10 protein-coding genes are annotated in these 13,548 nt (G+C 60.2%); 3 read left to right on the top strand and 7 right to left on the bottom strand.

Going from position 1 to position 13,548, the window contains the following annotated elements; all coding sequences use genetic code 11:
* Positions 1-25: 25 nt before the first annotated feature.
* Both BLR44_RS00110 and BLR44_RS00105 read right to left on the bottom strand, forming a co-directional pair.
* On the bottom strand, positions 26-1,432 hold the full coding sequence (locus BLR44_RS00110; RefSeq protein WP_089677710.1) for an SLC13 family permease: 1,407 nt from the start codon (positions 1,430-1,432) through the stop codon (positions 26-28).
* Positions 1,433-1,518: 86 nt separating this feature from the next.
* Positions 1,519-2,304 carry a universal stress protein gene (locus tag BLR44_RS00105; protein ID WP_089677709.1) on the bottom strand — a complete coding sequence of 262 codons (786 nt, stop codon included), beginning with the start codon at positions 2,302-2,304 and terminating at the stop codon, positions 1,519-1,521.
* A 274-nt stretch (positions 2,305-2,578) separates the two neighbouring features.
* Here BLR44_RS00105 and pckA point away from each other — a divergent pair, with 274 nt between their 5' ends.
* A complete protein-coding gene (gene pckA / locus BLR44_RS00100) occupies positions 2,579-4,198 on the top strand; it encodes a phosphoenolpyruvate carboxykinase (ATP) (RefSeq protein ID WP_089677707.1) in 1,620 nt (539 codons plus the stop codon).
* Between the two features lie 95 nt (positions 4,199-4,293).
* Here pckA and BLR44_RS00095 read toward each other — a convergent pair whose 3' ends face one another.
* On the bottom strand, positions 4,294-6,693 hold the full coding sequence (locus tag BLR44_RS00095) for a heavy metal translocating P-type ATPase (RefSeq protein WP_089677704.1): 2,400 nt from the start codon (positions 6,691-6,693) through the stop codon (positions 4,294-4,296).
* A 28-nt stretch (positions 6,694-6,721) separates the two neighbouring features.
* Positions 6,722-7,555, bottom strand: coding sequence for a universal stress protein (locus BLR44_RS00090; RefSeq protein WP_089677702.1), 834 nt, complete (start codon positions 7,553-7,555; stop codon positions 6,722-6,724).
* 152 nt (positions 7,556-7,707) lie between these two features.
* Between BLR44_RS00090 and BLR44_RS00085 the strand changes: the two genes are divergently transcribed.
* Together BLR44_RS00085 and BLR44_RS00080 are read left to right on the top strand one after the other, a co-directional pair.
* Positions 7,708-9,333 (top strand): sensor histidine kinase, encoded by a 1,626-nt coding sequence (locus BLR44_RS00085; protein WP_089677700.1) that lies wholly within the window; start codon positions 7,708-7,710, stop codon positions 9,331-9,333.
* 72 nt (positions 9,334-9,405) lie between these two features.
* The gene (locus BLR44_RS00080) at positions 9,406-10,452 is read left to right on the top strand and encodes a response regulator (RefSeq protein WP_089677699.1); all 1,047 of its coding nucleotides are present in this window, start codon (positions 9,406-9,408) and stop codon (positions 10,450-10,452) included.
* A gap of 9 nt (positions 10,453-10,461) precedes the next feature.
* Here the strand turns inward: BLR44_RS00080 and BLR44_RS00075 are convergent, their stop codons facing one another.
* From BLR44_RS00075 to BLR44_RS00065, 3 genes are read right to left on the bottom strand one after another with little or no spacing between them, the layout of a single operon-like run.
* A complete protein-coding gene (locus BLR44_RS00075) occupies positions 10,462-11,535 on the bottom strand; it encodes a cytochrome-c peroxidase (protein WP_218126978.1) in 1,074 nt (357 codons plus the stop codon).
* Positions 11,480-12,262, bottom strand: coding sequence for an MbnP family protein (locus BLR44_RS00070; RefSeq protein ID WP_089677697.1), 783 nt, complete (start codon positions 12,260-12,262; stop codon positions 11,480-11,482). The genes BLR44_RS00075 and BLR44_RS00070 overlap by 56 nt, the downstream gene beginning before the upstream one ends.
* A gap of 2 nt (positions 12,263-12,264) precedes the next feature.
* Positions 12,265-13,464, bottom strand: a complete 1,200-nt coding sequence (locus BLR44_RS00065; RefSeq protein ID WP_089679003.1) for a cytochrome-c peroxidase — start codon at positions 13,462-13,464, stop codon at positions 12,265-12,267.
* Positions 13,465-13,548 lie beyond the last annotated feature (84 nt).

Genomic DNA, 13,548 nt, shown 5'->3' with positions numbered 1-13,548 from the left:
ACCCTACCGTCGGCTCTTTTTTTTGCTAGCCCAGCAGTTGCATGGTCCAGACAAACAGCGGCGGGGCCAGCAGGCCGATGACCAGTCCCAGCAGCGTAAAATCTTTCTGGCGGAGCCAACCCGTGGCATAAGCGATGGCGTTCGGGGGCGTGGAAATGGGCAACAGCACCGCCGCCGAGGCCGAGAGGCTGATCACCACAGCTACGGGCAGGGCGTGTTCGGGCAGCAGCGTGCCGCCCAGCGGAATCAGGATGGTAGCCGCCGCCGTGTTGCTCATGATGTTTGACAACCCGACGGTCACGTAACCCAGCAGCAGGATCGTAAACGCTACCTGCCCCGACGGGTCGAGGGGCAGCGCACCGACCAGGTAGTCGGCCAGGCCGGTTTCCCGGATCGCCACCCCCAGCGACAACCCGCCGGCGACGAGCATCAGCGTATCCCAGGGCAGGAGCCGAATTTGTTCGCTTTTCAGGATGCCGGTCACGGCAAAGACGACGATGGGCAGAAACGAAATGGCTGCCACACTGACGCCATGCCACGCGGAGGTAAGCCAGAGCCCCACGGTCACCGTAAACGTGCCCATCACGATCAGTTGCGCCAGTGAAAAATGTCGCGCCGCAGCGGCCTCCGCTTCGGTCGGCAGCCCGGGTAAGGTCTGCAACGCCCCGGCGTAACGCCAGCGCAGAACGGCCCAGACCAGCACGACCAGCCCTAACCCCAGCGGCACGCCGAACAGCATCCAGTCCAGAAATGAAATGTCGAGCCCAATGGACTGCACGTATCCCAGCGCAATGGCGTTCGGCGGGCTCCCGATGATGGTGCCCATCCCTCCTACCGAGGCCGACAGCGCAATGCCCAGCGGCAGGGCCTTCCGAAAGGGCTCGTGAGGACCGAGGCGCGCCACAAAAGGGCCGATCACCGTCATCATCAACGCGGCCGTGGCGGTGTTGGAGATGAACATCGACAGAATGGCGGTGGTCAGCAGAATGCCCAGCAGGAACATGCCGGGCTTCGGTCCCAAAAACGAAACCATAAACGCCGAAAGCCGCTGATCAAGCCGGGTTTGCTCGGCCGCCGTCGCCATACAAAATCCGCCCAGCAGCAGCCAGACGACCGGGCTCGCCCACGGGTTGACAAACTGCTCCCATGCCAGGGGTGTGGGGTCGTTGGGCCGAAAACTCAGCAGCAGCAGCTCCAGGCCGATCACCAGCAGCCCCACCGCAAAGGCCGGAATGGCTTCACTGATCCAGAGACCGGCCGCCAGCAGCAGAATGACCAGGGTATGAAACCCCGCTTCGGACAGCGCCGGAGTCCGCAGCATGTAGGCACCCAAAAGGGCCAAGCCCGTGACAAGAAGAAACAAACCCAGTTTGGTGCGCAGGGGCCAGGCTTTGTCGAGCAGGTAGTGCCACGCAGCAGAACGTGTGTCCATAAAGCACGTAAGTGTCGCGAAAAAACAGCAGCCAGCGGTACGCCTCAGGCGGCCACTGGCTGCAAACGGTGGGTGTTTGGTGGAGATCAGGCCTCGTGAAAGGCCAGCAGGGGCGTTTCGAGGTGGAGTGCCAGTTGCTGCGTCAGCTTTCCGGCAAAGAGTTGTTCGAGGTCCGTATGCTTACGCGGCATAATCGCCAGCAGGTCGATGTCGTACTGCTGCACAAAGGTGCGGGCCGCATGCACCAGATCCTGGTCTTCGATGATGTGGAAGCAGTGCGGAATGTCCTCCAGTTCATGTTCCAATGCCAGGGCGGCCTGCGTTTTCTCGGACGAAATGCCGGCGGCACGTTTCTTTACGTTCACGATGTGCAACTCGGCCGAAAACAGGTCGGCCAGGAAAAACAGCGGGTACAGCGACTGGGGTTTCTCGATGGCCGACAGGTCGCTCATAAACCCAACCTTCTGGATCGCTTCCATGCGGGCTTCCTGCGGAATGGCCAGCACCGGGCAAGGCGCTTCGACCATCACCTGCCACGTCAACGAGCCCAACACCATGCTGGGCTGGTGAATGCCGGTGGTGCCCATAAAGAGTACGTCGGCCTGGTAGGCTTCAGCCACTTCGCAAATGGCCTGGACGACCTTCCCCCCCCGGAAGTGGAGCTGGTACGGTGCGCGCATCTCGTCTAGCAATTCTTCTTTCCAGGCCGTCATCTGCCGCCGCTCGTCGGGGCTGGGCAGATCGCCGTCGTGTACGTAGAGCAACGAAAGGGTAGCGCCCGTTTGCTCGGCAAAGGCCCGCCCGAAGCGAACGGCATTTTTTGCACAGAGGGTGAAATTAACGGGGACAAGGATGTGGCGAAGCGGTTTCATAATGGGCTCGTTTTAGCGTGATAATAAGCCAAAACTACGCGGTCGGCCCGCCAACAAAAATGAGCTTCGTCATCCCAATCGCGTATTTTTATCATGCCGAAACGGTTGGCAACCAACCACTTCCGTAATATGACGAGGATCATCGGCCGGCCCGACATCCGTCATTCCCCCACTACGGGGCCTCCCTTACCTTGTTGCCCATCATGACCGCAGGGCGCGCCCTTTTATCAGCCCCCATGCGGTGCTTTTCCCTTCACGTTAACCCCCTGCAAGCATGGAAGAAATCGGTAAAAAATCGAAGCGTATGGGCCTGGAAAGCTGTGGCCTCACGCACACAGCCCGCGCCTACTGGAACCTCCCGCCCGCCCAACTCATCGAAATGGCGCTGCAACGCGGCGAAGGACAACTCACATCGACCGGCGCGCTGATGTGCGACACCGGAAAATTTACCGGCCGTTCGCCCAAAGATCGGTTCATCGTGAAAGACGCCCTCACGGCCGACACGGTCGACTGGAACGCCATCAACCAACCGTTTGAGGCCGACCAATTCGAGGTGCTGCGTCGCGAAATGGGCGCATACCTACAAAGCCAGGAGGTGTTTGTGCGGGATGTCTACGCCGGGGCCGATCCGGCGTACCGCCTCAAGGTGCGGATCATCAACCGCAACGCCTACCACAACCTGTTCTGCCATACCATGTTTCTGCGCCCCAGCGAAGAGGAACTGGAAAATTTCGAACCTGACTACCACGTCATTCACGTGCCGGAGTTTGAGGCCAATCCCGCGCTCGACGGCACCCGCCAGGCCAACTTTGCCATTTTGAATCTGACCCAGAAGATGATTCTGGTCGGCGGCACGGGCTACGCTGGTGAAATTAAAAAAGGCATTTTTTCGCTCTTGAATTTCCTGTTGCCCCACCAGCACCACGTCCTTTCGATGCACTGCGCCGCGAACGTCGGGACGCAGGAGGGCGACACGGCCATCTTCTTCGGTCTGTCGGGCACGGGCAAAACCACGCTGTCGGCCGATCCGCAACGGCGGCTCATCGGTGACGACGAGCACGGCTGGTCCGAAAACGGCGTGTTCAACTTCGAAGGCGGATGTTATGCCAAAACCATCGACCTGACCGAAGAAAGAGAACCCGATATTTTCCGCGCCATCCGGTTCGGCGCCATCCTCGAAAACACCCGCTTTTTCCCCGGAACCCGGACCGTTGACTACACCAACGTGGTGGTGACGCCCAACACCCGGACGGCGTACCCGATCAATCACATCGAAAACGTCCTGTTGCCCTCGCGCAGCGGGCATCCCCGCCATATTTTCTTCCTGGTGGCCGACGCCTTCGGAGTGCTGCCGCCCGTCGCACGCCTGAATCCGGCGCAGGCCATGTACCACTTTATGTCGGGTTATACGGCCAAGGTGGCAGGTACGGAACAAGGCATCAACGAGCCACAAGCCACGTTTTCGACTTGCTTCGGGGCGGCGTTTATGCCCCTGCCGGCGGCGCAGTACGCCCGGTTGCTGGGCGAAAAGATGGAGGCTCATCACACGCAGGTGTGGCTGATCAACACCGGCTGGACCGGTGGCCCTTACGGTGTGGGCACCCGCATGAAACTCCCCCACACACGCGCGTGCATCACGGCCGTGCTCAATGGTAACCTGAACGAAGTCCCGTTTTCGGTCCATCCGGTGTTTGGTCTGCAGGTGCCCGACGCCTGCCCGGGGGTGCCGACGGCGTTGCTGAATCCGCGCAATACCTGGGACGATCCGGCCGCCTACGACTTGCAGGCCGAGCGGCTGGCCGAGAAATTTATCCGCAACTTCGAACAGTACGAGGCCGACGAACGCATTTTGGCGGGTGCCCCCCGGGTGGTATCGCCTTCGTACGAAGACTAATCTCACGCGAATCCACACAAAAAAGGCCCGCAGCAGAACCTGCGGGCCTTTTTTTAAATCTTATAAAACACGAGGGAAGTGCAACGTAGGGCGGCTTATTTCCCAAAAAGCCGTCGGGCGTACGCGTTGGTCAGGACGGTAACGAACCCGACCACCGTCACCGAACTGAGCGGCATCAGAATGGCCGCCACGAGCGGCGTCAACTGCCCGGTCACCGCAAAGGCCAACCCCACTCCGTTGTACACGAACGAAAGGCCGAACGCCGCAAGGACCGTCCGGCGGCTGGCTTTCGCCAACTGCAGAAAGCGATCGAGGTGAGGCAACTGGCGGGCATCCAGAATCGCATCACACGCCGGAGAGAAATGGTAGATGTCGTCGGCCACCGCAATGCCCACGTCACTTTGTTTCAGTGCCCCGGCGTCGTTCAGTCCGTCGCCGACCATCAGGGTCCGGTGCCCGGCCTGGTGTAGCGTCTTCAGGTAGTGGAGTTTATCAAGCGGGCTCTGCCGGAAGTGCAACGCCGAAAAGTAAGGTTGAAGTCGCGTGCGTTCCCGCTCGCCATCGCCCGACAACAGGTGAGTCGTGTAGCGGGTCTGTAGCGTTTCCAAAAGCGGCTCCAGCCCACGCCGGTACGTATTTTCTACTTGGAAATGGCCTTTCACCACGCCGTCGACCGCAACGAATACTTGCGTCCCTTCCGCAGCCGTCGTAGTGCCCCCCACAAACGAGGCGGCCCCCAGCCGTAACGTGCGTGTTCCATCAGAAGCGGTCATGCCCCGCCCGGTATGCTCCTCGAACGCAGTGAGCGACACGACAGGAGTCGAAGCGGCTCCGGCCTGGTAGATTGCCTTGCTGAGCGGATGCGCAGAGTTGCGGACGGTCGCGTGCAGCAGACGTTGTTCCTCGGCAGTGAGGGGGTCTCCTTCGTAATGCACCCGGTGCGCCTGCGTTTCGGTGAGGGTCCCGGTCTTGTCGAACACCAGATGATCCACCTGCGCGAGGCGTTCCAGCACGCCGACATTTTTTACGTAACAGCCCCATTTGCCAAACAAGCGCAAGGTGTGTCCCAAGGCAAAAGGGGCAGCCAGGGCCAGGGCACACGGGCAGGCCACAATCAGGACGGCCGTCACCGCCGGTCCTATCGAGGACGGTTGGTGCCACCCCCAGTACAGGGCCGTCAGGGCACTGATCGTCAGGATGGTCAGCGTAAAGTAGCGGCTCAGGCCATCGGCCATGGTCGAGAGCCCGGTCGCCTCGGGTTTCTGAAAGACCTCCTGATTCCAGAGGCGGGTCAGGTAACTGTTCGCCACCGGTTGCTGGAGTTCGAGCACCAGCGGCCCGCCCAACTGCCGCCCCCCGGCGAAGAGGGCCTCTCCCGGTTGCTTTTCGATGGGAGTGGCCTCACCGGTCACAAAGCTGTAGTCGATGTGCGCGTCGCCCTCCCGCAGCACGGCATCGGCCGGGATCAACTCCTGATGGCGAATCAGCACCCAGTCGCCCGCCCGCAGGTCTTTCAGGGCCGTGGTACATTCCACCCCGTCCACCAGCCGGGTGACCGCCACCGGAAAATACGACGTATAATCCCGGTCGTAGGCCAGCGCTTTGTACGTCTGGCTCTGGTACCACTTCCCCAGCATCAGAAAGAACAGCAGCCCGGCCAGCGAGTCGAAATACCCCGCTCCCGTGTCGGTCAGCAGCTCGTACACACTCTGGCCGAACAGCGCCACAATGCCCAGCACAATGGGCACATCCAGGTTCACGAAGCCATGACGCAGACCCGTCCAGGCCGATTTGAAGTAGTCGCTGGCGACGTAAAACACGACCGGCAGCACCAACAGGAAGTTCAATGCGCCGAACCACCGCTGGAAAAGTGGCTCTACTGCAAAGTCGGCATCCAGGTAATCGGGCAGACTCAGCAGCATGATGTTGCCGAAGCAAAAGCCCGCCACGCCGATTTTCAGGACGAACGTGCGGTCGACCTTGCGGCGGCTTTGCCGGCCGGTAGCCCCTCCCGACAGGTCGGGCGGGTAGCCCAGGCGGTCCAGCAACTCGGCCAGTTCGCGCAACGAAACGGCGTCGCGGTCGAAGGTCACCGAAAGTTCTTTGGCAGCAAACCGCACCTGCGCCTGCCGGACGCCCGGTTGCAGGGCCGGCAACTGCTCGAGTAGCCAGATGCAGGCGCTGCAGTGGATTGCGGGTAGAAAAAACGTCGCCTGCCCGAGCGTTCCCTCCTCGAAGGTCAGAAACGCACGGGCCAGGTCGGGCTGGTCCAGAAAAGCGTACCGTGCGGCAGGAGCCGGATGTTTGCGCGAACGCCCCGGTGTTTTTTCTACGGTATAATAGCCCGTCAGGGCGTGCCCCTTCAGCAGATCGTATACCGTCTGGCAGCCCTGGCAACAGAACGCGTGTTCGTCCTGCCAGCGGGGCGCCTCCTGACACACATCGCCGCAGTGAAAACACGCGATTTCCTCCTGGGCACGAATGGCGGTGCTCATCTTGTGAATCGTCGTGATCGGTCCGTACTTAAGAAGCCCGGAACGTCAGCAGCGGGTAGTTTGTATGCAGCGCCATCCGGCGCGTATGGCTTTCCTTAAAGAGGCGCTCGAACACCGTGTGCCGGCGGGGCATCATGGCCAGCATCTCGATCGGGTACATCCGAATGTAGTCTTCGATGCCTTCGGCGACGTCTTCGTGGGTGGTCAGGTGGTAGCTGGAGCGCACCCGGTCGAAGTACAGTTGCAGCCGCACCTTGCCTAGCGTTTCGGTCATCGTCAGGGCACCCCGCTCTTCTTCGTCGACTTTCAGCACCGTAATTTCGGCATCGAAGATCTGCGCCAGCTTTACCAGCGGAGCGATCACCTTCTCGGAAGGAACAGGCTCGTAATCCGTGGCGAACAAAATACGCCGAATGGGCGCCAGCGACGCTTTCTCGGGTACGGCCAGAACGGGACACGTTACCTGTTCGATGACCCGCGTGGTGTTGCTCCCCAACACGGACGCAATGCCTTTGCTGGCCCCGCGTGTTCCCATCACAACCAGATCGACCTCGTGTTGCGCGATGAGTTCGGGCAGGCGGTCTTCCATAAATCCGGCTTCCAGAATGATCTGAGGGGCGACCTGTTGCAGCTCCGGCATGTTCAGCAACAGCTGCTTGAGGTCCCGTTCGGCGTCCAGCCGCATCTGGCGAATCAGTTTGTTGATCATGATGCTGACCGAAGTGCTGACCGGCGGGTGCACGGCATGGTAGAGAATCAGCCGTGCGCCAGACAAACGGGCAATCTGCAGCGCAAAGCGTATGGCCTGCTTGGAGCAGGCAGAAAAATCGGTCGGCACGAGTATGTTGCGTAACGAATCCATGGGGCTGAGGGGTTAAAAATCATGAATAAGTAAAAGTACACGGCCCGCTCCCCCGAAAGGATGATGCCTGTAAGTACATAGAATGACTTTTGTCACATTTCGTATACGCCAGAGCCCTATCTTTGAGCTACATCCCGCCATCACGCTACTTTATGGAATCTGCCCACCGTTCGCCGTCCGTTCTGCCCCAACGCGAAAAGATTTTCCGCGCCATGTTCGAAGGCTCGCAGGAAAGTATTTTGGTCACCAACCAGAACGGCATGATCGTGATGGTTAATCCGGCCTGCGAACGGTTGTTCGGTTACGATTCCGACGAGATGGTCGGCCAGGCGGTGGAACTTCTGATTCCGCAACGGCTGCGGCACCAGCACCAGGCGCACCGCCAGCACTACTACGATAAGCCGCACGCGCGCGGCATGGGACGGGACATGGACCTGAGCGCCCGCCGCAAAGACGGCAGCGAGTTCTACATTGAGGCAGGCCTCAACTACGTGCACCTGGAAGGCACCATGTACGTCATTGCGTTCATCATCGACGTGACCGAACGCAAACGCACGACCGATGCCCTCCGCGAGAGCCGTGCCCAGCTAAAACGCAACGCAGAAGAGCTGGAGCAGCGGGTAGAACACCGCACCGCCGAACTGGCCCGGACCAATGCCGAACTGCGCGAAACGCAGGCGCTCTACCACGCGATGGTACAGAACTTTCCGGATGGCATCATCAGCGTGATCGACGCCGCGTATCGCCTGGTGTTGCTGGACGGCAAAGCCCTGCAGGAACTTAAGCTGGACCGCACGGCACTGCTGCACCGCCCCTTGTTGCAGGACCTGCCCGACGACATTCGTGCGACGGTGCAGTTGTTTCTGGAAAAAGCGTTTCGGGGAGAAAGCGCCACCATGGAGGTCGAAGTGCAATCCAAGTCCTTCATTCTGAACGCCGCGCCCCTTCCTTCGGACGATGGGCCCATTCGGCAGGTGCTGGTGGTGGGCGAAAACATCACGGAACTCAAGCACGCCGAAGAAGAGATGCGCAACGCCCTGAAGAAGGAACGCGAGCTGAACGAGCTGAAGACGCGCTTCGTGTCGATGGCCTCGCACGAGTTCAGAACGCCCCTGAGCACCATTCTGTCGTCGACTTCGCTCGTGCGGAAATACCAGGACAGCACTGCCGAAAACAAAGCGGAACGGATCAGCAAACACCTGGACCGCATCAAAAGCAGCGTTAACGATCTGGTGGGCGTGCTCGACGATTTCCTGTCGATCGGCAAACTGGACGAAGGGAAAATCCACGTCCAACCGGCCCTCCTCGACCTGCAAGATCTGGCGCAGATCACCGCCGAAGAGATGCAGAGTGTGGCCAAGGTCGGGCAGGTGATTCGGGTAGAGGCAGACGACCCACGCCTGACCGAGACGATGCTGGACCGTAAACTGATCAAAGCCATCTTCACCAACCTGCTTTCCAACGCCATCAAGTACTCTGCCGAAGGCCAGCGCATCACGCTTTCCCTCACCCCTACCCCTGACGCTCAGGTTGAACTCCGGGTGCAGGACCAGGGCATCGGTATTCCCGAAAAGGAACAGAAATATCTGTTCAACCGCTTTTTCAGGGCGGGCAACGCCACCAACATTCAGGGCACCGGCCTGGGCCTGCACATCGTGAAACGGTACGTCGAGCTGCAACACGGTACGATTGCGCTGGAAAGCCGTGCCAACGAGGGCACTACCTTCATCGTCCGCCTGCCGATGGAACTCACGCCCGACGAATACGAGACGGAATAGCCGCCCTGCGACGGCGCACGCTTGGAACTCACGTCCGACCTACTACCTTTGGTGGAGCAAACTCCTCTTCCTATGACTACCCTCCTCCTGATCGAAGACAACCTCGAAATCCGTGAAAACGCAGCCGAGATTCTGGAACTCGCCGGTTACCGGGTACTGACCGCCGAAAACGGTAAAGTGGGCGTGACGCTGGCACGGCAGGAACGCCCCGACCTGATCATCTGCGACATCATGATGCCGGAACTCGACGGCTACGGCGTGCTGCGCATGCTGCACCAGCAGGAAGAACTTGCCCACATTCCGTTTATTTTCCTGACCGCCAAAGCCGAACGGGAAGATTTTCGCAAGGGCATGACCCTGGGCGCGGACGATTACCTGACCAAGCCTTTCGACGATAACGAGCTTCTGGAGGCCGTCGACGTTCGACTGAAAAAGAGTCGGGTGCACCAGCGCGACTACCCCAACAGCCTGCAGGGCCTGCACCAACTGCTGGAAGACGCCGGTACCATCCACGAGTTGAAGGACCTGCCCCAACAATACAAACTCCGCAAATACCCCAAGAAACGGCCGGTTTTTCTGGAAGGCAATTCGGCCCAATCGCTCTATTTTGTGCAGGAAGGGAAGGTCAAAACGTTTAAGAGCAACGAAGACGGCCGCGAGTACATCACGGGCATGTACGGCCCCGGCGATTTCTTCGGCTATCAGGCCCTGTTCGAAGAGGGAGCGTACTCCGAAACCGCGATTGTGATGGAAGATGCCGAAATCGCGTCCATTCCCAAGACCGACTTTCTGGCGTTGCTCTACGGCAACCAGGCGGTTTCGCTGAAATTCATCAAAATGCTCTCGCACAACCTGATGGAACGGGAAGAGCAATTGCTCCGCATGGCCTATCACTCCGTGCGGCAGCGCACCGCCCAGGCCCTTCTCTCGCTGCACGAACAAGCCGACGCCGAAGGCTTCCGCATCAGCCGGGAAGACCTCGCCAGCCTGGTCGGCACGGCCAAAGAGACGGTCATTCGCACGCTCAGCGATTTTAAAGACGAGGGGTTGGTCGTGGTGGCCGGCAGCCGCATTCAGGTAAAAAACACCCAGAAACTGGAACGGATCGTACGGATGTAATCAGCCGCGCTACTGCGCCTCCGTGATTTCCGTCAGGGTCAGCAGAAAAGCTTTCAGGTCGGCGGTCTCCTCATCGGTCAGTCCGATGCCGGGCGGTCCGTCCGGTTGTTGCAACAACGCATCCAGTGTAGGCGAAGGCTGCACCCCGAAGCGATAATGCGCCAGCACATCGTCCAGGGTAGCCAGGCGGCCGTCGTGCATGTACGGCGCGGTTTGTGCGACGTTGCGCAGCGTGGGCGTTTTGTAGCGTCCCAGGTCGGCCGAATCGAACGTAATCCGGTAGCGTCCCTGGCGCAAACCTTCCTCGCGCGTGTCGGCAAAGTCCCGGTCCAGTCCGTTGTTGTGGTACCGGTTGTCGGTAAACAAGCCGGGCGTGTGGCACCCGGCACACCGTTGTTCGAAGAGGTGCCGTCCCCGTTGCTCGGCCGCGGTGAGCTCTCCCCCCGCTTCCTGTCGCTGCCAGCGGTCGTAACGCGAATCGGCAAACACCAGCGTGCGGGTAAACTGCGCCAGCGCACGCGCCACCGTAGCCGACGTAATGGAATCGGAGCCAAAGGCACGTTGAAACGCCGCCGGATAGGTTGGGTGGTCTTGCAAGGTCTGGACCAGGTGCCGCAGGTCCGTGCCCATCTCGTCGACGTGCGTCAGCGGACCAAACACCAGCGATTCAGGATTGCGCGCGCCTCCGTCCCAGAACAGGGCCGGCATCCAGGCGACGTTGATGAGGGCGGGCGTATGCCGGGACAAGGGACGGTGCGTTATGCCCAGGGTGCTGAGCGGTTGGCCGTCGGAGAACGCGCGGTTGGGTTGGTGACACGTGGCGCACGACACCTGCCCGTTCGCCGACAAGATCGGATCGAAGAACAGTTTTTTCCCCAGGGCAATGCCTTCGGGCGTCGACGGATTGTTGGCAGGCGCAGGCACCGGCGCGCCCAACACCGCCCGTACGTGGGGCGCAAGGGCCGCGTCGGCAGTCCGCTCCGGGGCCTGACAGGCTCCCAGCATCATCCCTCCGAAGAGGAGCGCCTTAATCCGGAAGCGAGGGCAACACCACGTCGGCCACACTGAAAACACCCGTTGCATAATTGTCGGCGATTTTGCCGGAACTGACCGGCTCGAACATCGCAAAGTTTAATTCATCAAGGCGAATGGGATGGGGTTCCTCAAACACCTCCGCCAGGTCGGCCTGCATCTTTACTTCGGTCGTGTATTGATTACGCACCGTCAGCGGCGGGTCGGCAGTCAGCGGTAACGCAAATTTCAGGATGCGGTAGTTCGCATTTCCCCCGATGTGGTAGGTCAGCGCCCGGTCGGCCTGCGCCGTATCGCTGAAATACGTCCCCTCGAGCAGAAAAAACTTGTAGCCCGTGTTCCAGTTCCAGGCCATGCCACTCGCCGGGTCCAGGTCGCCGATCTGATCGATCGACGTATTGCGGGCGTTGTCCACCCCAATGGCAAATTCCAGTTCGTCGTACGTGCCGGGCACCACGTGTTCGAGCCGGATGCTGTCCAGGCTTTGCCCCGAGGCCAGTTCCATCAGGTGGTAGCTGTCGGGCTCCAGGTAGAATTCGCCGGTCTGCCGGTTGCGCAGCTTCACGTTGCTGATGAAGTAGCGCAGGTCGCTGATTCGCAACGCGTCGCCGCTCGTGGTGGTAAACGCTTCGCCCAGTTGAAAGGCGTCCTGCCCGAACGTATGCTCGAACGTCAGCAACAGCGTTCCCTCTTCCGCCTTTTCGACGGGAGTTTTTTCGCAGGCCCCCAATCCCAGCAACACACTCAGGGTCAGGCCAATACCGTACTTGAATTTCATAGCTATTCGGATTGAGAAGGATCGGCAAAATCAGGATTATGAATGAAGGTGGTATCGGTCAGCGTATGCAGAAACGCAACGATGTCCGCTTTTTCCTGATCGGTCAACATCAGGCTCCGCCCCGGCGTCCGTCCGTCGGCGTAAGGGTCGTTCGTGCCCTGCCGGATCAGGAGGTCCACGTTCGGTCGCCCGAACAAATCAGGCTGGTTGTAATGGTCGAGTACCTCTTCCAACGTCTGAAAACGACCGTCGTGCATGTAGGGCGCGGTCAGTGCAATATTGCGCAACGAAGGCGCCCGGAAACGCCCCCGGTCCAGCGAATCGCCGGTTTGCGCTTCCCGCCCCAAGTCGGCAGCACTGGTAAAACCGGTCGTAATGCCGTTGTTGAAAAATCCCCGGAATTCGGTCGCATCGCCCCCGAAGGTCACGCCGACGTGGCAGTCACCGCAGTTGCCGCCGCGCAGTCCGATGGTGGGTTCCGGATGGGTCTGGAACAGCAGAAGGCCCCGCTCCTCTTGCTCGGTAAGCTGGGCTTCGCCCCGCAGGTAGCGGTCGTATTTCGAGTCGGCCGAGATGAGCGTACGCTGAAACTGCGCCAGCGCCCGGGTAATGAGGTCGGGGCTAATCTGATCGGTCCCAAAGGCGATCTGGAACCGCCGGGGGTAGTCGTCTAGCCCCTGCAGTTTGCGGGCCAGTTCTTCCGGTGTGCTCCCCATTTCCAGCGGGTCCTGAATCGGATGGAGGGCCTGTTCTTCCAAGGTGGCTACACGCCCGTCCCAGAACAACCGGTTGACCCACAAAAGATTCGCCAGCGACATGCTACTGCGCCGCCCCACCTGCCCACCGATGCCCACGGCCCGCGCTTCTGTATCGGCAAAAGCGTGTTCCTGTTGGTGACACGTCGCACAGGCCACCGTGCCATCGGCCGAGAGGCGTGTGTCGTAAAACAACATCCGGCCCAGCGCAATGCCCTGATCGGTCAGCGGATTCGCCGGGTTGTCAAAGATGTTTTTCCTGGAGAAATAGGGTGGTAAGGTAAGTTCCACCGGTTTGGCTTCCGGCAAAGGTTCTTCTTCCGGGGTTGCCGTTTCTCGACACGACGACAGCACGCCCACCAGCAGACACGCACCTGCCACCACACGGAAAGAATTCCGTCGGAAGAAGGTAGTCCACCTGACTGCGGGAAGTAACGATCGAACCATGGTGTGGGGAAGCTCCTCTTCAAGACCCCGTTCGTCCACAAAAAGTTGCGTACGCGGAGCCTTTCGCCTCGTTGTTGTAACGAC

The organism is Catalinimonas alkaloidigena (assembly GCF_900100765.1).
Taxonomy (GTDB): domain Bacteria; phylum Bacteroidota; class Bacteroidia; order Cytophagales; family Flexibacteraceae; genus Mooreia; species Mooreia alkaloidigena.
The sequence above is the reverse complement of the archived record's forward strand: the minus strand, read 5'-3'. Positions and strand labels throughout refer to the sequence as shown.